Annotated in this window: 21 protein-coding genes; 19 read left to right on the top strand and 2 right to left on the bottom strand. The window is 57.7% G+C overall.

Annotation, left to right across the window (positions count from 1 at the left end; genetic code table 11):
* The first annotated feature begins 94 nt into the window (after positions 1 to 94).
* From Q371_RS24120 to Q371_RS26320, 4 genes are all read left to right on the top strand, one after another.
* Positions 95 to 469, top strand: a complete 375-nt coding sequence (locus tag Q371_RS24120; RefSeq protein ID WP_034345824.1) for a hypothetical protein — start codon at positions 95 to 97, stop codon at positions 467 to 469.
* A gap of 53 nt (positions 470 to 522) precedes the next feature.
* Positions 523 to 882, top strand: a complete 360-nt coding sequence (locus Q371_RS24115; RefSeq protein WP_034345821.1) for a hypothetical protein — start codon at positions 523 to 525, stop codon at positions 880 to 882.
* Between the two features lie 68 nt (positions 883 to 950).
* On the top strand, positions 951 to 1,331 hold the full coding sequence (locus tag Q371_RS24110) for a hypothetical protein (RefSeq protein WP_034345818.1): 381 nt from the start codon (positions 951 to 953) through the stop codon (positions 1,329 to 1,331).
* A gap of 82 nt (positions 1,332 to 1,413) precedes the next feature.
* The gene (locus Q371_RS26320; protein WP_051965184.1) at positions 1,414 to 2,439 is read left to right on the top strand and encodes an alpha/beta hydrolase family protein; all 1,026 of its coding nucleotides are present in this window, start codon (positions 1,414 to 1,416) and stop codon (positions 2,437 to 2,439) included.
* 5 nt (positions 2,440 to 2,444) lie between these two features.
* Here Q371_RS26320 and Q371_RS24100 read toward each other — a convergent pair whose 3' ends face one another.
* Positions 2,445 to 2,804, bottom strand: a complete 360-nt coding sequence (locus Q371_RS24100; RefSeq protein WP_034345815.1) for a low affinity iron permease family protein — start codon at positions 2,802 to 2,804, stop codon at positions 2,445 to 2,447.
* A gap of 145 nt (positions 2,805 to 2,949) precedes the next feature.
* Here Q371_RS24100 and Q371_RS24095 point away from each other — a divergent pair, with 145 nt between their 5' ends.
* Both Q371_RS24095 and Q371_RS24090 read left to right on the top strand, forming a co-directional pair.
* Entirely contained in the window at positions 2,950 to 3,543 is a 594-nt protein-coding gene (locus Q371_RS24095) for a DedA family protein (protein WP_051965183.1), read from the top strand.
* Between the two features lie 164 nt (positions 3,544 to 3,707).
* Positions 3,708 to 6,521: a tetratricopeptide repeat protein gene (locus tag Q371_RS24090; RefSeq protein ID WP_034345812.1), complete on the top strand. Its 2,814-nt coding sequence runs from the start codon at positions 3,708 to 3,710 to the stop codon at positions 6,519 to 6,521.
* Positions 6,522 to 6,744: 223 nt separating this feature from the next.
* On the opposite strand, the gene Q371_RS24085 is transcribed toward Q371_RS24090, so the two are convergent.
* Positions 6,745 to 6,939 carry a hypothetical protein gene (locus Q371_RS24085; protein ID WP_034345809.1) on the bottom strand — a complete coding sequence of 65 codons (195 nt, stop codon included), beginning with the start codon at positions 6,937 to 6,939 and terminating at the stop codon, positions 6,745 to 6,747.
* Positions 6,940 to 7,288: 349 nt separating this feature from the next.
* Here Q371_RS24085 and Q371_RS24080 point away from each other — a divergent pair, with 349 nt between their 5' ends.
* The 13 genes from Q371_RS24080 (at position 7,289) to Q371_RS24020 (ending at position 23,025) form a co-directional block, all read left to right on the top strand.
* Positions 7,289 to 8,233, top strand: a complete 945-nt coding sequence (locus tag Q371_RS24080) for an ABC transporter ATP-binding protein (RefSeq protein WP_034345806.1) — start codon at positions 7,289 to 7,291, stop codon at positions 8,231 to 8,233.
* Positions 8,230 to 9,039: an ABC transporter permease gene (locus Q371_RS24075; protein WP_051965182.1), complete on the top strand. Its 810-nt coding sequence runs from the start codon at positions 8,230 to 8,232 to the stop codon at positions 9,037 to 9,039. The genes Q371_RS24080 and Q371_RS24075 overlap by 4 nt, the downstream gene beginning before the upstream one ends.
* A gap of 57 nt (positions 9,040 to 9,096) precedes the next feature.
* Positions 9,097 to 9,276, top strand: coding sequence for a thiazolylpeptide-type bacteriocin (locus Q371_RS24070; protein WP_034345803.1), 180 nt, complete (start codon positions 9,097 to 9,099; stop codon positions 9,274 to 9,276).
* 76 nt (positions 9,277 to 9,352) lie between these two features.
* Positions 9,353 to 9,547, top strand: a complete 195-nt coding sequence (locus tag Q371_RS24065; protein WP_034345799.1) for a thiazolylpeptide-type bacteriocin — start codon at positions 9,353 to 9,355, stop codon at positions 9,545 to 9,547.
* Positions 9,548 to 9,626: 79 nt separating this feature from the next.
* Positions 9,627 to 12,215, top strand: a complete 2,589-nt coding sequence (locus tag Q371_RS24060; protein WP_034345796.1) for a lantibiotic dehydratase — start codon at positions 9,627 to 9,629, stop codon at positions 12,213 to 12,215.
* Positions 12,212 to 13,333, top strand: a complete 1,122-nt coding sequence (locus Q371_RS24055; RefSeq protein ID WP_034345793.1) for a lantibiotic dehydratase C-terminal domain-containing protein — start codon at positions 12,212 to 12,214, stop codon at positions 13,331 to 13,333. Before Q371_RS24060 ends, Q371_RS24055 begins: the two co-directional genes overlap by 4 nt.
* Entirely contained in the window at positions 13,333 to 15,042 is a 1,710-nt protein-coding gene (locus Q371_RS24050) for a hypothetical protein (RefSeq protein ID WP_034345790.1), read from the top strand. The genes Q371_RS24055 and Q371_RS24050 overlap by 1 nt, the downstream gene beginning before the upstream one ends.
* Positions 15,035 to 16,930, top strand: coding sequence for a YcaO-like family protein (locus Q371_RS26315; protein ID WP_051965181.1), 1,896 nt, complete (start codon positions 15,035 to 15,037; stop codon positions 16,928 to 16,930). The genes Q371_RS24050 and Q371_RS26315 overlap by 8 nt, the downstream gene beginning before the upstream one ends.
* 12 nt (positions 16,931 to 16,942) lie before the next feature.
* Positions 16,943 to 18,157 carry a hypothetical protein gene (locus tag Q371_RS24040; RefSeq protein WP_034345787.1) on the top strand — a complete coding sequence of 405 codons (1,215 nt, stop codon included), beginning with the start codon at positions 16,943 to 16,945 and terminating at the stop codon, positions 18,155 to 18,157.
* Complete coding sequence (locus Q371_RS24035; protein ID WP_034345784.1) at positions 18,154 to 19,908, top strand: thiopeptide-type bacteriocin biosynthesis protein; 1,755 nt, start codon at positions 18,154 to 18,156, stop codon at positions 19,906 to 19,908. Before Q371_RS24040 ends, Q371_RS24035 begins: the two co-directional genes overlap by 4 nt.
* Positions 19,909 to 20,379: 471 nt before the next feature.
* Positions 20,380 to 20,700, top strand: a complete 321-nt coding sequence (locus tag Q371_RS24030; RefSeq protein ID WP_034345782.1) for a V-type ATPase subunit subunit G family protein — start codon at positions 20,380 to 20,382, stop codon at positions 20,698 to 20,700.
* Positions 20,697 to 22,721: a V-type ATP synthase subunit I gene (locus Q371_RS24025; protein ID WP_245618450.1), complete on the top strand. Its 2,025-nt coding sequence runs from the start codon at positions 20,697 to 20,699 to the stop codon at positions 22,719 to 22,721. Before Q371_RS24030 ends, Q371_RS24025 begins: the two co-directional genes overlap by 4 nt.
* Positions 22,722 to 22,737: 16 nt before the next feature.
* Positions 22,738 to 23,025 carry an ATP synthase subunit K gene (locus Q371_RS24020; protein WP_034345780.1) on the top strand — a complete coding sequence of 96 codons (288 nt, stop codon included), beginning with the start codon at positions 22,738 to 22,740 and terminating at the stop codon, positions 23,023 to 23,025.
* Positions 23,026 to 23,031 lie beyond the last annotated feature (6 nt).

Here is a 23,031-nt window from a genome sequence, read left to right as displayed (position 1 = left end):
ATGCATCGCCCCTACATATCCCTTGACGGTTTTTTGTGGGTAGAACAGGATGCTCTCGGCTCTCGGCTCTCGGCCCACATGGTATCTTGACCCTGTGTTGTGGCTCAAACAAAAACTCACAGCCCTGCTGGGGGCGGCTCTGGCGGTGGTGGTGCTTGTCACGTTCATCATGATGTTCACGCCAGAGCGAGGAAACCAATTCAATGCTCTGGCAGTGGGGGTAGGCATTTTACTGTTTGGCAGCCTTCCTGTGCTTTTGATTTCGGCCTTCTCGGATTGGTTGACCCCGAGGTTTGGTCCCAAACGCAAATGGATGTCTTTGCTGGTGCATGTGGGTCTGGGTGGGCTTTTGACGGTGCTGGCAGTGCAGAGTGCACAGGGACTGCTGCCTGTGGCTTTTTTGATGGTGGTGTTCTGGTGGCTCGATGAAACCGTGCGCCATCCGAAAGCCAAACCGCCCAGAGCTTGAACAGGATGTGATGGTTGCGCCAGAGCCCTTTTGCAAAAGGGCTACCCTGAGACATGGTCTTCTGGAAGTGGCTGGCCCGAAAATTGAAAGCTTTGTTGATGGCTGTGGTGGTCATTTCCCTGATCATGGGCACCATGACTTTTCTGGATGGCACGTTCGATCAGGCGTATCAGGTCATGGCCCTGACGGCCCTTTTTGCACCTTTTTATGGTCTTTTTCCTGCTTTGCTGGTCACAGCACTCTCTGACCGTTTTGCAGCCAGCTGGAAATACCCCAGAAAATGGACGGCTCTGGGCATTCACCTGCTGGGTGGGTGCTTGTTTTTGTTCTCTGTGGGGCCTTACTGGGGTTGGCTGGGTGTGGTGGCTGCTTTTGTGTTCTGGGTCACCGATGAGCGCCTGCGTCCCGGATGAATTTTGTTTTGAGTCCTGTGATTGCGTTGAGCCCCAGTCCAGAGACCATCGGGTGATATGCTCTGGAAGTGAAAAAATCAAAAAATGAACGGCCTTATCTTTACAGGCAATTCATTGTTTTTTTGAGTTTGGGTGCAATTTTATGGTATGTCCAATGGCCGTTTTCTTTTGATTCGCATTTTCCCTTGACGGCTCAAGACCAACAAAAAGCTTGTTTGAAAGAGGTCAAGAGAAAGTTTTCAGTTCCCATCACCATTCTGGATGTGGGCGTTGGGGAGCATGCATGGAATGATTTTCGCCTCAAACCAGAGCATCAAGGTGCAGTGTGGGTGGCAACCGCGAGATACACAACAGATTCAGGTGAAATCAAGAATCAATTCTTCAGGTGTGAAGTCTGGGGTGACCATCCTTTGCTGGCAAAAGTTGAAGTGCAGGTTCCCTCCCGTTGAGGGGCAATCAGAGAAACCACTGTTTTTCTTCAGGTGGTGGACCGCATTGAAGCCTGCAGAAGATCGGTATACTTGATGGACCATGCGTGCCTTGATGTCTCTGGGATTGTGCCTCTTGCTTTTGACCGGTTGCGAAAAGCCTCAGAAAACAGATCAGAATCAGGTGCGGCCAGCACAGGAAAAAACCCCCAAGCCTGAAACGCCGCCAGAGGTGCAGAAAGACACCCATCAGGCAGAGTGGCGCACCGTCAAGCAGGGCAGAAACAACCTCAGTGAGGTGCTCTACACCAGCGATGGCCTGAAAATCGATTCTCTGGTGTGTGCCCCCCAGAACCTCAAGGCAGGCACCCCTCTGGTGATGCTGGAGCACGGGGGTTTTGACACCGAGACCGATGTGAAAAAGTGCCAGGAGTACGCCAACCTCGGGTATGTGATCGCCCAGAGCGCTTACCGGGGTCAGGGCCGCAGTGAAGGCAAGGTGGAGGCCTGCCTTGGCGAGGTCAACGATTCTCTGAACCTCAAGAAAATCGTGAAGGACCGCCTGAAAACCCGAGGGGTGATCCATGTGGGGGTCAGTCTGGGCGGGTGCATCGCCCTGAAAGCCAGTGCGGGGCAGAAAGATGTGCTCGGGGTGGCGGTGCTGGTGACCCCGATGGATTTTGCCCAGCAAATCCGCATCCTGAGGGCTTCCCGTCCAGATGCCCTGAAACGCTGGTACAGCATTTTTGGTGGCACCCCCGAGGATGCCCCAGAGCAGTACGAGAAACGCCAACCCCTCAAGGCTGCGAGCCAGATCAAGGCTCCGGTTTTGAACCTGATTGCTGCTCAAGATCCGCTGATTCCGTACAAGCAGCAGTGTGATTTGCTGGCAGTGCGCAAAAAGGCAGGCAACAAAGTGACAGCGGTTCACCTTGCCAGAGATGGTGCAGAAAACCCTGCCTTGCAAGAGCGGTATGTGTGCAAAGGGGAGGGCAAGCCTGAGTTCAAACTGCCAGCGTTCAAGGGACAGGATGTGTTCGTGACCTATTACGACCTCCACCACACCAGTACCCGACACATGTGGAACACCGTGCAAGCGTTCATTCAGCAAAAAGCCCCGTTGCCCTGATCAGGTCACTGGGCCTGTTTTTTGACCTCGCGAAATTCCTGCTGCAACTCTTCCAGTTCCTCATCGCTGGCTTCTTCCAGATCGATGATTTTGTTGCGTGCGGCTTCCAGAGCCCGGATCATCTCATCAAGTTTGAGGTGGATGGCTCGAGATTCCCGGTTTTGGGCGTTCTGGATCAGGAACACCATCAAGAAGGTGATGATGGTGGTGGAAGTGTTGATGACCAGTTGCCAGGTGTCCGAAAAATGGAACATGGGTCCGGTGATCAGCCAGAGCACAATCATGCCCAGTGCCACCATGAAAGCCCATGCAGATCCGGTGACTTCTGCGGTTTTCTGGGCAAACTGTCTGAAAAAGGTGTTCATGTGACCTCCAATCTGTTCTCAGGGTCCTCTTGAAGCTTATCAACCACATGAAATGGGCCCTTCATGGGCGTTTGAGGGAAACTCAATCTGGTTCACATGCAGGTTCTGCAGACATTCAGAGCAAGGCAACTGCTACTCTGGATGGGTGCAATTGCCCGACTGGCTTCTGAACCTCGAACCCTTGCTGGTGCATGTTTTGTTGTTTGTGGTGCTGCTCATCGAGGGGATTGGGGTGCCCGGTATTCCTTTTGAGTTGCTCTGGGTCACCGAAGGTCTGCTGATTCATGCAGGCAAAACCACCTTCTGGGAAGCGGTGTTGTGGGGCACGCTGGGGAACTGGATCGGGAATGTGCTGGGGTATTTGTTTGGGCACAAAATTGCCGCTTACCTGCCAGAGAAAGCCCGCAATGCGGTGCAGTTGGAAGATGTGAAACGCTGGTACGACAAGAACGATTTCTGGGTGATTGTGATCAGCCGGTGGCTGGGCTTTTTGCGCACCCCTTTCATTCTTTATGCAGGTCTGGCCGGGGTGGGCTTCCGACGTTTTTCGGTGTTCAGCCTGATTGGGGCTGCATTGTGGGTGGGGGTCTGGCAGTATGGCCTCTGGAAATCCGGGGAAGCTTTTTTGAAGTGGTGGCAGCAGTACCAGATCTGGATCATTGCAGGGTGCGTTCTGATTGCATTGATCAGCGTGGGTTGGATGTTGCTCAGGAAACCACAACTCCAGAAGCAGAAATGATCAGGCCATCGTGACAGGTCACCTGCTGGTCTTTGTTGTCTTCATTGCTGTTCTGATGGGACATAAGGGAAATCCCGAATGGAGAACGTCATGATTGTAAGGAAATATGATGTCTCATACCCCCCCTTTTCTCTGTGATGTTGTGTTCTCCCAAGGAAACCCCAATGACCGCACACTTGAAGAATCACACCCAGATCCCGCAACCCCTCAAGACGGAGCTGAACAGAGAAACCCTGTGCAGTGCCATTGAACAGAGCCGAGAAGCCCGCATGGTGGTCCTCTCTGCCCCGAGTGGATATGGCAAAACCACTTTGCTGGCCCAGATTGCCCGCCAGCACCCCCAGGAAAGCATCTGGCTCACCCTCACCCCCAACGAATCCGAACCGGTCCAACTGCACACGGTCTTGACCCGTGCCCTCAGCCATGCCATTGCAGGCCTGTCCTTCGTGCATTCGCAAGAAGCCCTGCAACACACCTGGAACCCAGAGCGCACCGCTGTCGCACTGGCCCGTGACCTCGATGATCTGGAACTCAACTTGCGCATTTTTCTGGATCAGGCCGAACACCTCGGGGCAGACGCCCTGCGTTGGCTGAACGCTTTTGTGGGCGCTCTCACTGAGGGACACCAGGTCTTGATGTCCACTTTCGATGCCCAGTCCTTGAGGATCGGGCAATGGGTGGCCCGAGGGCAGGCGGTGGTGTACGGCATCCGCGAACTGATGTTCAGTCCGCAGGAGTGCCAGAGCCTCCTGAATGTTCCTGTGCCAGAAGCCCAGCAGGTGCACCAGCAATTTGAAGGCTGGCCGGTGTGTGTGGCTCTGGTGGCTTCAGGGGCAGGCCATTACGTGGGTCCGCAAGACCTGATGGAAGACTTTTTGCAGCGCCTCCCCCCCGAGATGCTGGACTGGCTCACCGAGGCCAGTGTGCTGGACCTCTGGAGCGAAAACGAATTTGAATCTGTTGGGGTGCTCTATCCCTTCGACTGGGAACACCACCTCAAAAAAGCCGGGCTTCCAGTGATTCCGCTGGGCCAGCAGCAATACCGCCCCCATGGTCTTTTGCTCAAAGCCCTTGAGCAACACCTCAAGAAAAACCCCGAGCGTTACCGCCTGCTGCATGTGGCGGCGGCCCGCAAAGCCGAAGAGGAACGGCGTTTTCTGGAGGCCATCACCCATTACCTGACCGTGCGGTACACCGCAGAAGCCCTCAGGGTCACCCGCAGCATCATCCCCAACCTGCTCGGGCGTTACGAGTACAGTTTGGTGCGCCGGATTCTGGAGTTGTTTCGCACTTCAGAGTTGCCCGATGAATTGAAGTATGCACTGGCCCAATCCTGGACCGACACCGGAGAACTGGTCCGTGCCGAAACCCTGCTCAGGGACATCCAGCAAGAAGACTTGCAGGGCAAAGTGCTGCTTCAGCAGGCGTTTCTGGCCAACCGCAGGGGAGACTCCAGACGGGTGATTTCCCTGTGCAATCAGGTGCTCAAGGCCAGTGCCTCAGAGCGCACCCACACCGAGGCTTTGCGCCTCAAGGCGTGGGAATTGGCCTTTGCAGGGCAACCTGAGGAAGCCTTGACCCTCAACCAGCAGGCTTTGCAGCACTGTGAATCGCTGGAAGACGAAGTGCTGCGTGCCCACATCATCACCCACATGTCCAGCATCAAAAACCAGTTGGAACACCCCATCGAAGACATCGAGCAAGGACTGCGTGAAGCCATCGAAGTGTACGATCTGGAAGGCAAACACCAGATGCTGATGATCTCTCTGGGCAACCTCTCGGACCTGTACATGAACACCGGCAAAACCACCGAAGCCCTGCAACTGCTGGAACAGTGTGTGGAACTCGCAGAAAAAACCGACAGCCATTACCGCATGGTGGCCTACGAGAACTTCGGTGACTTTTACAACATCGGAACGCACTTCACAGAGGCAGAAACGTATTACCAGAAGGCTGCCAGAGTGGCTCAGGATTTCAAGCTGGAACGGGACCTGATCCGCCTGCGTTACAAGCTCTGCGAAGTGCGCATCAAAAACCGCCAACCCCACCAGCAAGGGCTGGAAGAACTGCGTAAAATGCCCTCCCTGACCACCCTTGGCGCAGTGGGCAAGTTCTACGAGGCGATGCTGGATCTGGCTGCTGCACAACCCCAGCAGGCTCTGGGCCGTTTGCTGGACGCAGACATCCAGAAACTGGACCGCTTTCGGCGCGAACGGGCCAAGTATCTCAAAGCCCGCATCGAACGGACCCCCATGCATTCCAGCATGCATCTGGCGTTTCAGACCAGCGACGCCCTGCTCTTTGAGGAGGCCCCTGAAGCCCCCGAGCCCCTCCCTGAAGTCTCCCGCCTTGGGGTGAAAGTGGTGACTCTGGGCGAGTTTGCCTTGCTCTTTGAAGACCAGAAGATCGGCATTCCCTACAAAAAGTCCGCAGAAATCATGCTGTTTTTGCTGCTTCACGGCGGATGCACCCGTGACCAACTGGTCAGTGCCCTCTACGACGGAGACCGCGACCCCCGCAACATCGAATACTTCAAGGTGCTGGTGCGGCGTCTGCGCAACACCCTCTCGGAGCGGATGGCCCTCAGCTTCAACCCGATCATCTTCGAGAACAACATCTACCGCATTTCCGAAAAATTCCAGTTTGAACTGGACTTCGAGCAGTTGCGCACCCCTCAGGTGGACCGCAAATGGTTGCTGGAGGTGCTGAGGAAGAAAAAAGAACTCCTCCCAGAGCTGGACACCGAATGGATCGCCCAGTTGCGTGAAGATGTGCGCCAGCAGATCCTGAATGCCGCGGTGCACCTCGCCCGTTCTCAGGACCCCAGAGAAGGCATCGATGTGTGCATGGACGTTTTGCGCATGGACGAATACCACGATGGGGTGGTGGAGGTCATCAACAACCATCTGGAGGCCATCAACGATCAGGTGTTCAACACCTCTGTGCTGCAGAAGGTGCGGGCTTTGCGCAGTTCCTGAGCGTGTTACTGATCTGAGCAGAGGTTGCAGCAACCTCGTTGTGGTTTCCTGACCTTTCCATTCGCTTTGCTCAAGCAGAAGTCAGTTCAACTGACTTCTGCTGAAAGCAGTAGCTCTGGCTTTTGAAAAGTTGCTTCATTGGACAACACAGAAAACCCAAGAAATCACCCCGGAGTGCACGCTCCGGGGTGTTCTTTTCAATCGGGTTTGAATTTTGGAAGGTTCAGATGGTGGGGGGAACGGGGGGGAGGGGAGGAACAGGAGCAGAAGATCCGGTGGGGAGGGGAGGTAGGGTGGAACCGCCAGATTCGGCCATCAGGTTCATTTCGGTGCTGTGGGCAACAGCGGTGTTTTGCACAGTGACGTGAGCGGCGACGGTCAGAAGGGCGGCAACCAGAGCGATCCATGCTTTTTTCATAACTTCCTCCTCGGGGTCTTGCTGGTGTTCCTGCTGGTGTTCGTGTGGAGCGTTTGGGATTCTTGAGGACTTTCGTCCTTGCTTCCTGCTTTGATGGGATCAGATTACGGTGACCCCGGAGACACCCCGGAGACACGGAGACAGCAAACCAGAGACAAACGGTGTCTCTGGTCAAAAATCCTGTTTGGAATGGTATTTTTATGGTTTCTGCTCAAGAGGGACAGCATGACCTTGCTGTTCCCGCTGGTGTCTCCGGGGTGTCCGTGTCTCCGGCCCATACTGACCTCAGCTTTGAAGAGACAGCAAAGCGAAATCACCCGCAAGACCATCAAGAAAAGGAGTGATAACAGTGTGGCACAACACGCACAGCGCTTCAGCAGTGCTCACCCAAGCCGGTGCGCCCCCCCAGACCATCCTCAGCATTGAAGCCGTCAGCAAAAACTACGGCAACATCCAGGCCCTCAAGAGCACCTCTCTGGAAGTGCGCTCAGGTGAAGTGGTGGCCCTGCTCGGACCCAACGGGGCAGGCAAAAGCACCCTCGTCAACCTGATCCTTGGACTTCTGAAGCCCACCTCGGGCAGCGTGCGGGTCTTCGGAGGAGACCCCACCATCGCCAGCCACCGGATCCGCACCGGATGCATGCTGCAAAGCGCCGCTCTGGCCTACAACCTGAGTGTGCGGGAACTGATCGAACTGTTCAGCAGCTACTATCCCGATCCCCTTCCCCTCCAGCAGGTGCTGGAAATGGCCGGACTCACCGACATTTCGACCCGCCTGTACGGCAAGCTCTCGGGAGGCCAGAAACGCAAGGTGTGCTTTGGCATCGCCATCTGCGGCAACCCCGAGCTGATCGTGATGGACGAGCCCACCACCGCCATGGACGTGGAAACCCGCCGCGACTTCTGGAAACAGGTCAAAGGCTTCATCCAGAGCGGCAAAACCGTGCTGCTGACCACCCACCATCTGGAAGAGGCAGACGCTCTGGCAGACCGCATCGTGATGATCGATCAGGGACAGATCATCAAACAGGCCACCCCCCACGCCCTGAAAGCCGACCTCTCCATCCAGCACGTGTCTTTCAAGAGCAGCCTGCCCAGTTCCGCTTTCAGTCAGATTGCTGGTGTTCGCACCGTGCAGCAAGACGGAGACCGCATCAAACTGGTGGTCAATGCCGATGAGGTGATTGCCCCCCGCCTGTACGAAATCGACCCCAACCTCAAAGAATTCGCAGTGCGCCCTGCCGATCTGGAAGATGTGTTCTTCGCACTGACCCAAAAAGGAGGTGCCGCGTGACCACCCTTCCCACCCAGTATGTGGCCCGCAAAAAACGCAAGGCCAACCTGCTGAAAATCTACCTGATCGAAACCAAGACCGAATTCTTGAAACTGCTGCGCAACCCAATGTTCGTGGTTCCCACGCTGGTTTTTCCCCTGATGTTCTACGCCATCTTCGGACTGACCTTCGGGAATCAGGTGGGTGCAGGCGGTCTGCGCATCCCGATGTACATGCTCGCCACGTACGGGGCTTTCGGGGTGATCGGTTGCTCCCTGTTCAGCTTCGGGGTGGGCATCGCCACCGAACGCGGTGTGGGCTGGCTGCTGGTCAAGAAAGTCTCTCCCATGCCCCCCTCTGCTTTCCTGATCTCCAAAATCCTGATGGCGACCCTGTTCAACTGCATCATCGTGATGCTGCTGTTCACCCTCGGGATGCTGGTCGGCAAAGTCCAGATGGACCTGCAAATGTGGTTCTCCTTGGCCGGAGTCTTGATTCTGGGTGCCCTGCCCTTCTCTGCAATGGGTCTGGCTCTGGGTTTCCTGTCCAGTCCGATGGCCTCTCCCGCCATTGCCAACCTGATCTACATCCCGATGTCCTTTGCCTCGGGCCTGTGGATTCCCCTCTCTCAACTGCCCGAGTTCTTCCAGAAGATTGCCGTGTTCCTGCCCCCCTACCACTTTTCGCAACTGGCCCTCAGCCAGATCGGGGGTGCACCAGAGGTGAATGTGCTGTCCCACGTGCTCTGGTTGGCCGGTTTCGCAGTGCTGTTCAGCTTGATCGCCCTGTACGGGTACCACAAAGACGAAGGCAAGACCTCTCTCTGAGACGTCCCCGAAAATCCACCCCAAACCTTTCGCCCCACACCTTTCAAGGAGGAAGTTATGAACCAGAAAAAAGACATCATGCAGGACCTGGAGTTTGACCTCGACACCCTGGAGATCAGCGAAGTGCGTGACTCCACCGGCCTCGCCGAAACCGGAGCCTCTTCCGGAAGCAGCAGTTGCGGCAGTTCCTCTTGCTGCGGAAGCTCCTCCTGCTGCTGCAGCATGGAAGCCCAGTAACCCGCAAATCAACCTGAAACCCCTTCATTGGCCCTCAGAATCAAGCCCTCTTTCCAACTTTTAAAGGAGAACCAACATGAGCCAGAACCTGAACAACCTGAACGACGTGGACTTCAACCTCGACACCCTCGAAATCAGCGAAGTGCGTGACTCCACCGGCCTTGCCGAAACCGGAGCCTCCTCTGGAAGCAGCAGTTGCGGAAGCTCTTCTTGCTGCGGTAGCTCCTCCTGCTGCTGCAACCTTGAGGCCAGCGAGCAAGTCGCCCCCTGAAGAACCCCCGAGGCTGGCCCCTGGCAAAGGCTGGGGGCCTTTTTCAAAGACATTTTTTCAGCAAAGGAAAAAACCGGTGATGCAACAGGTTGCGAAATCCCAAATCAGTGAAGTCCAAGCCAAGGTGTCCTCCTCCGCTCTGGTGCGTTTCAATCCTCTCTCTGCTGGCAAGCTTGGTTTCGGTGCAGGTCTGGATGGTGCCTGGCAGGAACTCCACAGGCTTCAGATGTTCCTGAACGGTCAGCGTGAGCAGTGCTGCGAGCGCCTGTACCAGAGGATTCCCTCCCTGCCAGAACCCCAGAAGTCATTTTTGATCGCTTTCAGACGGGACCTTTTCAATGGCCGCCCCCTGAAACCCCTGCCCGAAGGCGTGCTGGAACTGCTGGACCCTGAAACCCAGCACCACCTGCAAGTGTACCGCCGCCAGCAGGACCTTTTGAACGAACTGCAACAGGAATTTTTGAAGCGCCAGCAGCAGGAACGCGAAGCCCTGCAAGGGGTGTGCCAGAACGAAACTTTTCTCAAGGCCCTTGCGGTGTCCAGCCCCTCAATGCTGGAAGCAGCACAGGCCTACGCCAGAACCCCCCTGCCCGAGCACCGTTCCCGCATCCGCAAAACCGAGCATTCGCTCTTGCAATTTGCGACCCGTGCTGCCCTGAAAACCAGCCCTTTCAGCCACTACACCGCTCTGGTAGGGGCAGTCTGGGAGAAAGAAGCCCTTCAAACCCTGCCGTTGCCTGAAGTGCAGGCCACCAGCACCCCCCACCACATCATGGTTCGGCGTTTGCTGGACGCGGTGCTGCAACACCCCGAGGTGCTGCCTCTGGTGCAGTTTCAGGTGAATCCCCGTGTCCGTCTGCTGGACGAACAGGTGGTCTTTGAACAGCGCATTGATGAAAAGGAACGCCAGCCCAGAGCCCACAAGGTCGCCACACGCACCATCCGCCTGAAAAAGACCCCGGTGATGGACCTCCTGATGGCCTCCTCTGGAACGCACACCCTTGCAGAGTGGGTGGATGTGCTGCAAGTCACCCCCGAGAAGTGGGACGCCTGCCTGAATTACCTGAACAAACTGCAAGAGGTCGGTTTCCTGCAACCTGTGGTTCCGATCCCCTCCCAGACCACCGACATCTTGAGGGACTTGATTGCTTACCTGCACACCCTGAAGCAAACCCCTGCTGCCCTGCTCTTTGAAGAAGTGGACCAACTGACCCGCACGTTTGCCCAGGCCCACAGTGCAGAACGCCCCCGCATTCAGGCCCGCCTGCGTCACCTCTGGACCGAAGCTTACAGCCTGTACGGACAGACGTTGCCCTCTGGCCCACTCTTCTATGAGGACGTGTCCAGCCCCGAGTTGCTCCGCCTGCCCGAGCAGGACTGGCAGAGTGTGCATCAGGACCTCGCAGACCTGATTTCGGTCCTGAGGGTGTACGACACCCACCTGATGTTCAAACCGCTGGTGCAGCAGGTGTTTGATGCCCAGTGCCCCTCGGGTCGCCTGGATCTGGAAACCTTCCTGATGCAAAACCCTGAGCTGTTCAACGACTGGTTGAAGCTGGCCATGCAGGGCCTCACCCCTGAACTGCGCAAAAACCCGACCATCGTACAGGCACAGGCCGTTCAGAAAGCCTTCCAGACCGCTTACCTGCAAGCGGCCCGCCACCAGACCCCCCTCCGTCTCGACCGTGAACAACTGAAAACCTGGGCCCAGAGCATGCCCGCCGAATGGCACAAGCAGGATTACGCTTACGGGATTTTCGCCCAGCCTGCCCGGACCGAAAACGGCATTCAAATTTACATCAACCAGATGTATCAGGGGCACGGACAGTACTTCAGCCGGTTCCTGCCCGGCCTGCACCCCGAGATGCAAGAACGGGTGCGCTCTGGGGCTCAGGAGCACTTTTCAGAGGTGATGCTGGTCGGCCTGAACAGCGTGTATGGCTTCAACGCCAACCTGCATCCCACGTTCACCCCTTTTGAACTGGACATCGACAACACCGGAGACCCCACCAAAGTTGCGTTTTCCGATCTGGAGCTGCGCCGCACCGCAGACGACCTGAAGGTGTTCCACAAAGGCACCGGACAGGAAGTGCAGGTCCTGTACTCGGGCTTCCTGATCTCGCAGATTCTGCCTCCAATGGAGAGCTTTCTGGTGACCTTCTGCAACTCGGGCCTCCTGACCCCTTACCTGCTGGACGCCGCCCAGAAAATCCTGCAAGCCGAAAATCCCCACACGGTGATTCACCTTCCAGAGGTGGCTTTCGGACAGGTGGTGCTTGCCAGACCCCGCCATGTGGTCCCCAGAAGCCTGATTCCAATGCAAGAAGCACAGGAAACCGACGAAGCCTACTTTGTGCGTCTCAACCTGTGGCGTCAGGAGCACAGTCTCCCTGCCCGGTTCTTTGCGAGGGCTCTGGAAGAGGCCAAGCCCGCCAGCGCAGACCTGAAAAGTTGGCAGGACCGGGTGATGCGCGGCAGCGTCAAACCCCAGTACCTCGATCTGGACAGCGCTCTGGGGGTGCGGTACTTCGCCAAATGGCTGCGCGACAGCACCCACGGCTTCACCTTCGAGCCCTGCCTCCCCGAGCCCGGCAACACCCTGATGCACAGCGGTGAACCCCACACCCTCGAAATCCTGATGGAAGTCACCCAAGGAGACCGCAAATGAAGCAAGCCCTGTACGTTGTCTACCACCAGCCTTCCAAAAAGGCATTGCTCACCGATTTGCTGGTCCCTCTGGCCCTGAACCTCCAGAGCAAAGAAGGGGTGCGTCACGTCCATCTGGAACGCCACTGGAAACACGGCCCACACGTCCGTCTGGTGCTGGACACCGACCACAAGGACCTGATCATCGAGGCGCAGTCTCTGGTCCGGGACCACCTGCAAGCGGCCCCCTCTGCCCAACCCCTCGATGCAGACCGCTACCTGAAAGAGGCCGAAAAACTGGGCATCCTCGAAGTGGAACCTGGTCCTTACCTGCCCCTCTGGCCCGACAACACCGTGCACATCGGAGAGGCCCCGGACCGCTCGGCTTTGCTGGGAAATGCCCAGACCCAGACGCTCAGGGACCGTTATATGCACAGCCTTTTGAAACCTGTGCATGCCACCCTCCAGCAACTGAAAGCCCAACCCGGCATGAAAATTCCTCTGGTGGTGCAAATCCTGACCCTCAACGCAGCCCTGTACCCACATGGTCTGTTCAGTGGACACCTGTCTTACCGCTCCCACCTCGAAGAGCACCTGTTCCATGCAGGTGAAACGGTCCGGGAAGGTTTCGCACAACGGCACGCCCCGCATCGGGACTGGTTCATTGAGCAGGTGCGCGATGTGCAGAACGGTGAAATTTCCGAAGTGTTGCAGCTCTGGAAAGACCACTTCGAGCAGATGTGGGAAGAGGCCCTCCCTCTGGCCCGAGCCGGTTTCCTGCATGACGAGTCCAGCCTGTTCATCCGCGCAGTCGCCGAGCAGGTCAACCCCGAGGCCGTTTCCCGCTGGGAGTTCACAGATGAACGCGCTTACAGCCCGTTCCACACCAGACTCCGCCAGTTCAACTTCCTGCCCGAGCGGGCCAATGTGGAAGAGTTCTCGATTTACCGCACCCTCACCAACTTCCTGTACAGCAGCCTGACCCTGCTGGACGTGTCGCCCACCGAACGCTACTTCAGCAACTTTGTGATCGGTGAATCCATCGAAGCCCTGTTCAACCGCCGCTGGCAAGACCATTTTGATGCATGGTGGGCCGCCCATCACTCCCCCCTGGAGATGGCCCCCCAGGAGGTGAAGTGATGCAAACCCTGACCCAGACCCGCTTGCAACTGAGACCCGTCGTGAATTACGCCCCTCTGGAAGATGGCATTGAATTCCAGCACTGGGACGCCACCTTCAGCTTCCGGGGCCAGCCTGCCCTGTACCGCCTGTTTCAGATGCTGCTTCCTGCTCTGGAAACCGGCAGCGACCTTTCCGAACTGCTGACCGGCCTCCCAGAGAAGGCCCGCAAAGCCGCACACTGGCTTCTGGACGAGCTTCAGAAAAGGGACGCCCTGATCCGCATGGACACCCCCCCAGAAGTGGGCCGTTTCGAGCAGAGCTGGTCTTACCTGATGGCGGTGGCACAGAATCCCACCTCGGCTTTCCTGAAGGTCCGTCAGGCCCGCATCGAAGTGATTGGAGACGGTGCTCTGGCCCGCATCACCGCCCGCACCCTTTCCCGTCTGGGCATCGGACAGGTGCATGTGCACTTTGACCTCTCCGAAGACCTCCAACTCACCGACCCTGCCCTGACAAGGGAGGTGGCCGTTCAGCCGGACCTGACCCTGTACGCCCTTCTGGACGCAGGGCTGGACAATGTGCAGTTCCCTGCCCTGCAAGGGGTGCTGGGCCGTGAACGGGGCGTCATCTCGCCTGTGGCCGCAGACCCAGAGGCCCGCACCCTGACCCGTGTGATGGAACTGCTCCGGGTGCCTCTGGGCGAGGGGCACATCCCCGACACCACCCGCAACCTGTTCAGCAACCTGCTGGCTCTGGAGGCGTTCCGCACGGTGGCCGGAGTGCCCACCCCGGTCATGCAGCAAGAAGCCGTGCTGATCGAAACCGCGCAGCTCAGCAGCAAAACCGTCAAGCTCCCCGAGGCCCGCCCAGCTCTGGAGGTCTCTGAAGCGGTTGAGCAGGCGAGACAGCACCCTGCCCTGAACCGCACGGACATTCTGGGACAGCTCAGCAACGTGTCGAACGCCGTCCTGGGCCTCCTGCCAGAGATGAAACCCGTCGGGGTTCAGATGCCGCTCTTCGCGTACAGCATGGATTTTCAGGGCAACCTGATTGCAGGTTGGGGGGCAGATGGGGCAGAGGCCCAGTTCCAGTCCCTGCAAGCCGGAGTCTTGCACCTGCTGAACCAGCAACCCCTCCCAGAGACCGCCTGGGACCTGCGGAACGAGACCACAGGTCCAGTGGATTCTGCAAAATGGGTGCCCGCAGTGGGTGCAGGATTTGACCTCTGGGTGCAAGAAGGCATCCGCAGCGCCCTGCTGCAAGCGTGGAAAACCGGAAACACCGTTCAGTGGACCACTTCAACGGTGAAACGCCACCAGCTTCCCCTTCATGCCACATGGTTGTTCAAGTCCCTGCCCCTGATTTACCAGAAGGTGCCCACGCTGGAAGTGTCGGTGTCCGCGCAGCTTCCGGGCCTTCAGGTGGCGGTGGTTAGGGACGGAGAGCAGATCCTCGGGGCTGCCGTGCACGAAGACCTGCAAGAAGCGTGGCTGCGTGCCCTCAAAACCGCAGTGGCCAGCCTGCAACTGACCGGCACTGTCCAGAACGCCCCCAGAGCTTTTGAAACACCCAGCATCCAGCAAGGCAGCCCCGACCCCTCCAGAGGTTTCTCTGATCTGTTGACCACCGTGCAAAACGCGGGCTTCAAAGTGAAAGTTCATCCGTGGGTGCAAGAAACCAGCCTCTCCAAACTGCTGACCAGTGGGTGGGTGATGCTCGATGCCTGAACTGTTTCTGGTGGGAGAAGGTCGGCTGTACGGGGCTGTGCAACAGCAAAGCCTGTTTCAGGACCGTTTCCTCAAACCTCTGGACCGTGAACCTGCTGCGGGCGATGTGCTGGTTTCCGCCCATGACCAATGGAGGGGACCCGAGATTCAGGACCTCGAAGGGTATGCGACGCGCAACGGTGCACACTTCATTCCTGCGGTCTTGAACCACAGTCTGGTGACGGTCGGACCGTGGATTGACCCTGAAGGCTCATTTTCTGCTCTGGATGCCGAAAAGCGCCGCAAAGAAGTGGCTGGCTTTCAAGAGCTGGACCATCAACGCGACCTGAGCAGTGTGCTTCCCGAGCCTGCCCTGACGCTGGCGGTCAATGCGCTGGACGCCCTCCTGCAAAGCTACCTGCAAGACCAATCTTTCGATGCAGGTCGGGTGTACGCCCTGAGGATTCAGGACTTGATGGGCAGATGGCACCAGTTTCACCTGCCTGCCCACGCAGGACCACTGCTGCAAGACGACACCTTTGAAGCTGCCCGCATTGAGCTGCAACCCCGAATCCAGCACAACCCCCGGTCTTTCCGCGAAAAACCCCTTGCTGTGGACCGCCAGACCTTGCGCGACCACCTGCTGGACTGGCGTTACGGCCTGATGAACCACACCTTCAAAACCAACAACACCCCTCTGGCGCTCAGCGGTGTGGAATTCCAGATTCCGGGTCGCAAAGCCAGAGAAAGCGGATGGGGCCGCAGCGAAGACTTCGAAAGCGCAGAACAGGTGGCTTTTCTGGAGGCTCTGGAGCGTTACGGTTCCCAGCGTCCCAGAGGCAAACGCACCACGGTTCGGGGCAGTTTCAAAGACCTGCAACCCCACGCTTTTGATCCACGCAAACTCGGGCAGGTGACCTCGGGTTACGAGTCGCACCCGGATTACCGTTACACCCCTTTTCAGGAAGACACCGTGACCGACTGGGTGTGGGGTCACTCTTTCTCTGAAGGGCAACCCGTGCTGGTCCCCGAGCATCTGGCTTACTACAGCCACAACCAGATTCCCAGAGCAGAACGCTTCTTTTACGACAGTTCCAATGGTTGTGCCCTCGGAGCGTCCAGAGAAGAAGCCACCCTGTACGGTCTTTTGGAGGTCATCGAACGGGACGCTTTCCTGATCGCCTGGCACACCCGCGCACCCGTTCCAGAGATCGATCTGGACAGCATCGATCAGCCGATGGTGCAGCACCTGAGAAACCGTCTGGAGTCCATCGGCTTTGACCTGCACTGCTTTGACATCACCACCGACAACGGGGTTCCTGCGGTCTGGGCTTTGCTGGTGAACCAGAAAGACGAGTACCCCAAAACGCTCTCGGCAGCAGGGGCACACTTTGATCCCAACAAGGCTTTGCTGGGAGGGCTCATTGAAGTGGCCGTGAACGCCTTTGTGCATGAACGCCACGCAGCCCACACCGATGAGGCTTTGCTGGCGATGCTGGAAGATCCGACTCTGGTCAAAACCCTTGATGACCATGTGGCGGTCAATGCCCACCCCGCAGCCTTCGAGCGGCATGCATTCCTGCTTCAGGCAGACCGCAAAAAAGCCACCCTGCAAGACCTGTATCCCGACTGGCAGGAGCGCTGGGTGCGCGATGACCTCACCGACGTTTTGAAAACCCTCTTGCAGAAGCTGCAAGACCTCGGGCAGGAGGTGATCAGCATCGACCAGACCCCACCCCAGAGCCAGAAATTGGGTTTCAGCCATGCCAAAGTCATCGTGACGGGCATGTTGCCGATGGTGTTCGGACACCTCAACCAGCGCATTGACGGCTTTCCCAGACTTTTGCAGGTTCCCTTGCAAAAAGGGTACACCCCCAGCTTTCACCGGGACCCCCATCCCTTTCCGTAAAGGAGCACAGCCATGCAACAGACCCACACTGCGGTGTTTGCACAGTCCCTCGGAAAACAGGTCTCTTCCCGCCTTGGCCCCAAAATGCAGCCTCGCCTGACGGCCTATCCTTCTGCCCCTTTGCCCCTTGAACCCAGATGGGACCTGCTTCAGCAACCCCACCTGCCGGTTTCAGAATGGGAGCGCCTGAGCACCCTGCTCTGGTTGGCAGCAGGTCCCATCCGTCAGGAGGTCCTGAATCCCTACAAGTTGCACCGCAGTTCCCCCTCACCCCGCTCTTTGTTTCCAGTTCATCTCCACGTCGAAACCCGAGAAGCCCTCTGGCACCACGATCCTTTCTATGCAGAATTGCGTCCAGACCGCACAGTGGGCACCCCACCTTCCAGGCCCACCACCCTCTGGATCACGGGTTTTGTGCCGGGCATCCCAGAGAATTACGGCACCTTGCGCCCCACGCTGGTCGCTCTGGAAGGAGGGCACCTCCTGCACACCCTGCAAGAAAGCGCCCACCTGCTGGGATACCGCCTGCGCACCGAAATTCTGGAGGAGACCCCACCAGAGGTGCTGCACACCCTGCACCTCGATGACCAGTGGAGGGTACTGGCAAGGGTGGACCTGCTGGAAGACCCCCTCCACTTTGAAACAGCAGACCCCACCGCTTTTCAGGCAATGCTGACCCGCTCTTCAGGTCACGGGGTGGGTGGGCTCTGTGCCAGCAACCGGACTCTGGATTTCGATGAACTGCAAGACCTGCTGTTCCCCACCTTGCCCTGCCATCCAGAGTTGCCCGGCTTCCGCTTGCTGGTGTCCCTCAGGACCGGACCCCTGAAAGCCGACCTGCTGGAGCTGCACCCAGATGGTTTCCTGTCCCTCCTCCAACCCGAGCAGTCCGTGCAGGTGTTGCAGCAGGCCTACGGATACAGCCCCCTCAACTGCAATTTTGGTGCTCTGGAAGCCCTGATTTATCTGGTGATGGATTATCCAAAAGCCCTGCAAACCCACTCTTTTCAGGCCATTCAGGTGCTGCTGGGACAGTACGCACAGGCGCTGGGCTTGCAAGCCGCCAGAGCAGGCAGATTCGTCCGACCTGCAAGGGCTTTTCAGGAGGTGGCTCTGGACACCCCTTTGCGCCTTCAACCCTCTGAGATGGTGGCCTACCTGCTCCTGCTCGGAGAAGACCGCCTGCCCGACCTTGCCTTCCCCCTGTACACGGAGGTGCACGCATGACCCTCGAATTTCAAACCCGCCATTACACCGCCCTGCGCGAGTGGCACGCCCTGCATGCCTTCAGCCATGCAGGTGCAGAAGAGCTCGAACAGATCCTCACCGAACGGCTTTTCCCGAAGCTTCAAGACCTCAAAGAACAGGGCCAGATGCAAGGATGGTTTTTCATCCGCTATTGGGAAGGGGGACCACACCTGCGGGTCCGGTTGCTTTACCCGGCCCCCGGCGTCACCGAAGAAATCGAGGCGTTGCTGCAATTGGCACTTGGGGAAACGGTGTCCCACCCTCTGGACCCGGTGCAGTATTACTCGGGTTTCACTTCCGATCCGCAAGGCATCCTGACCCAGCTGGGCTGGCATGACCACGGCGCGGTCAAGCCTTTCCGCTACGACCCCGAGACCGAACGCTATGGTGGTTTTCAGGGCCTGTGGGTCAGTGAAGATTTCTTCCAGCAGTCCAGCGAACTGGCGGTGGTGGCCCTCAAACTGGCCCCACGCAAAAGTGCCCGGCTGGGTCTGGCCCTGCGCCTCTTGCTGCTGACCTTGCACGCCACCCGCATGCACAACCATCAGGCCATCGCCTGGCTGCGTGAATTTGTGAATGCATGGCCCATCCACACGCCCCTTCCGGTGCGCTCCATCTTCCACACCCGAGAACACGCCGAGGAGCAGTACTTCCAGAACCGTGAGCAGTATCAGGATCTGGCCCGCCTGTTCCAGCATGGCCCTGCACAGGTCCACCCGTTCATGGAACGCTGGCACCAGCAGGTCAGCCAGACCCACCAGCAATACCAGCACCTCTGGGACCAGAAGCAACTGACCCTGCCTCCTCTGGAAATCTGGAAGTCGCAGGTGCACATGTTCCACAACCGTTTGGGCCTCACCATCGAAGAGGAAAGTTACCTTGGGTCTCTGGCCTCCCTGATCCTGTCTGGCCCGAGCGTGGAAGCCCTGCGGTTGGAAGACCCTCTGGCCCTTGACCGCCGCTACCACGAAGCCAGCAAATTCTATGCAGGCCACCTGCCAGAGCCCCTGCTGCACCCGGCCCCCCACGCGGTTCGCACCTTGCCGAGCTGGCCCGGACAGATCCGCCAGAGTTTGCCTGAGGTGCCCCTGCAAGACCATTTGCAGTTTCCTCTGGGCGAGGCCCTCATGAAACGCACCACCCACTACCGCCCTTTCGGCGGAGAACTGACCCTGCCAGATGTCTCTGTGCTGCTCTCGGCAACCGCTGGCGTCAGTGAAGAACGGCACATCCAGATGCCCCACGAAAACTGGCACCATTTCAGACGGACCTATCCCTCTGGAGGGGCACGTTACCCCTGGAAACTGCATGTGCTGGTGGGCAAAGTGCAAGGCCTGAACACCGGACACTATATTTATGAAGAACACACCCACGAACTGGTGCAAGTGGGGGCTTTCCCGGACCGGGACCTGCTCTCCAGATGCTCCACGTTCTTGCAACCCCAGAACCCCATGGCCATCGATGTAGAGGAGGTTCCGCTCTGGATCATTCCCGTGCTGGATTTCTCTTACATCCGACAGCATTACGCCCTGAGGGCTTACCGCCACGCCCTGCTGGAGTGCGGACACCTCAGTCAGAATTTGTGCCTGACCGCCACCGCTCTGGGACTCGCCCACAACACCCTCGGGGGTTTCTGGGACGATGCCGTCAGCCAGCTCCTCAGGCTGGACAGCCACAACCAGTTCACGGTTTACCTGATGCCCATCGGAGGCAGAACCGCCAGCAACTGAGGCCAGCATTTGGGGCCAGCTTTTCACCGATTTCACAATTCCACAGCCACACTGTCTCAGGAGGAGGGGAAACCTTCCTCCGAATTTTCATGTGGTTTTTAGCAGCATGTGGAACCCTGTATTGTTTAGGCAGGCTGTGCAAGCCCAGCCCGTGTGCAGGGCGACAATTTGCACATTTCACACAAATTTGTACCCGGTTGTTACTGCCCAAGGGACTTCTGGATGCACCTGCAAGGACAAGAGTCCCGATTGCACCCCCCTACAATTGAACTGCGCAGGAGAGCACACAAAAAGTAAATTTGTGTGCTAGAGGAAAGGTTTACACCCCTAGGCCGCTATGGTACTCTTTTTGCGGGGCTTGAGCCTTACTTACATCAAGCTTTCAGGACAATTTAGATACAGCGCGATCGGGACATCGCAAGTTTCAAAAATAAGCGACCCGGTCCGTTCATTACGGAAAGGAGGAGAGGTTTGGAAGCGTCGAGTGGTCGAATCATCAGCGAACTCGCTCAAAAAGAGCGTGCGCTCGCAGCTGAGATCGAAGCAGCCCAAACGGAAGCCAAACGCACCATCGAACAAGCCGAATCAGAAGCAAAACGCATTCTGGCAGAAGCTGAAACCGTGGCACGTCAACTGGCAACCAACAACGCGCAACGACTGACAGCCGAACAGGAACGCATCCGCACTGCGGAACGCGATTCTGCAAAAGCATCGGTCGAAGCCGAAAAGGCCCGTGCTGAAGGGCGCGTTGGTCAGGCTGTAGATCTCATCTTGAAGGCGGTACTCCCGTGATCGCAAAAATGCAGCAAGTCACCATTGCCGCTCGCAAGAGCGATGCAAGGCGACTGATTTCTGCTCTGCAGGATGCCGGAGTGCTCCACATCACCCCCGTTGAGTCCCATGAACTGTCCACCGGAGCCCTGACCGGACAGGATGCCGAAGACCGCAAGGTCACCGAGCGCCTGCTCGCCCGCGTGGACACCACCCTCGGAGAACTCGGGAACCCCGCCCTCCCCAGTGGCGCACTGCCTGCAGAAGCCGCCTGGGAAAGCACCATCGAAGGTGTTGCTCAACAATCCAGTGCCCTCACCAACCAGCGTGCTGCTCTGGAAGCAGATCTTGCGCTGGCCCAGTCGTTTGACGAAGTGGTGAAGGCCCTGGCGGAAGTTGCCAACGGTCTTGATGCCTCCAAGCGCCTCAGTGTGATTCCTTTCACTCTGGACGCCAAACAGGATGCCGGACTGCTGCAACAAACCTTGCAAGGCGACCTCAAAGACCGCTTCGCAATGGATTTCAAACCGGTGGGCAACCTGCGTGCTGGCGTGGTTGTGGTGAAAAACCAGGACCGTGATCTGGCCCGTCAGTCCCTCTCCAAAGCCCGTGTGGGCGAACTTCGCCTTCCAGGTCGTTTTGATGGCATGCCCCTCAGCGAAGCTGCCTCTGAACTCAGCCGTGTGCGCCGCGATGCGCCCGGTCAACTTCAGGGCATTCGCGAACAGTTGCATGGCCTTGCACACCAGCACGGCAGCGTTCTGGGTGCCATCCGTGACGCTTTGCGCGACCGCGTGACCGCATTCGAGGTGCAAACCCAGAGTGCCCGTGGCAAGTACGGCATTGCCCTGCAAGGCTTTGTGCCTGCAGACCATGTCGGACAACTCGAAAGTGCCCTCAAGCAATTCGATGTCGCCATGGAAATGCAAGCTGCCGACGAGCACCACGCTGAAAATGTGCCTGTCAAACTCAACAACAACGGTTACGTTCAGAACTTTGAGTTTCTGCTCAACGTTTCTCAGCCTCCCCGTTACGGCACTTTCGATCCCAGCTGGATTGTCAGTGTGTTCTTCCCCCTGTTTTTCGGTTTCGTGATTGCCGACATCGGTCTGGGCTTGTTGTTCCTTGCGGTCTCCCTGTGGGCCATGGGGCAAGCCAAAGCCAACAAGAGCATCACCATCGGATTCATGGGTCTGGTGCTGGATCCCAAAACCCTCGGTCAAGTGGCCACCGTGCTGACCACCATGAGCGTCTGGGCACTGATCTGGGGCGTCCTCACCGGAGAATTCTTCGGCAACTTCTTTGAGCACCTTGGCATCTTCTACATCGATCCCGAGCTGATCAAGAACGTCTGGGGTGTCGCTGTGGCACACCACGCCGAAGCACACCACGCTGCCATTTCCTTCCCCATCCTGTACCCCCGGGTGGACTCTGGCTTCGCCAACACCGTCATGCTGCACACCCTCCTGATGGGCATCGTGTTCTTGCTCTGGAGCTGGGGCCTCAAAGCCCAACTCGGCTTCAAGCACAAGCACATGCACCACTTCTGGGAAGGCGTTGGCATGATCGGCGGTCTGATCGGTCTGATCATGATCGCCTGGATCTCCGAAGCTGGCAAAAACCTTGGTGCCATCGGTGATTTCAGCGACTGGCGCGCTCTGGTGATGGCTGCAGGCTTTGGGGTGTTCATTCTGGGCGTGATCATGTCCAAGATGGGCATGATGACCATCGAACTGCTGTCTCAGGGCGGAAACATCATCAGCTTCAGCCGTCTTTTCGCTGTGGGTCTGGCCTCGGCCATTCTGGCCAACCTCGCCACCGACCTCGGCTGGGGACTGTATGAAAGCATGGGCGTGATCGGTGCCTTGATCGGCATCGTGCTGGCCCTGCTGGTGCATGCTTTCGCCATTGCCCTCACCATCATCGGTCACGTGATGCAACCCTTGCGTTTGAATTACGTGGAATTCCTGAACCCCACCGGCTTCTACACCGAAACCGGTCCCCGCTACAACCCGCTGAAAAAACTCAGCAAACAAAAGTAATTTCCGGAGGAAACACATGAAGAAACTGGCTACTGTACTCGCTGCTTTTGCTCTCGCAAGTGTCGCATTCGCTCAAGAAGCTGGCAACAGTGACGTTCTGGTCGCTGGCCTGAAAGCCATCGGCGCAGGTCTGGCTCTGGGTCTGGGTGCCATTGGTACCGGTATTGCCCAAGGCCGCATCGGTGCTGCTGCTGCCGGTGTGACCGCCGAAAGCCCCGAGAAGTTCGGTCAGATGCTGATCTGGTTCGTGATTCCCGAAACCCTGGTGATCTTCGGTTTCGTGGGCCTGTTCCTCCTCCGTTAAGGTCAG

Origin of the sequence: Deinococcus misasensis DSM 22328 (genome assembly GCF_000745915.1) — a bacterium.
GTDB classification, from domain to species: Bacteria; Deinococcota; Deinococci; order Deinococcales; family Deinococcaceae; genus Deinococcus_C; species Deinococcus_C misasensis.
Note: the sequence above shows the minus strand (reverse complement) of the source record. Positions and strands in the feature narration are given on the sequence as shown.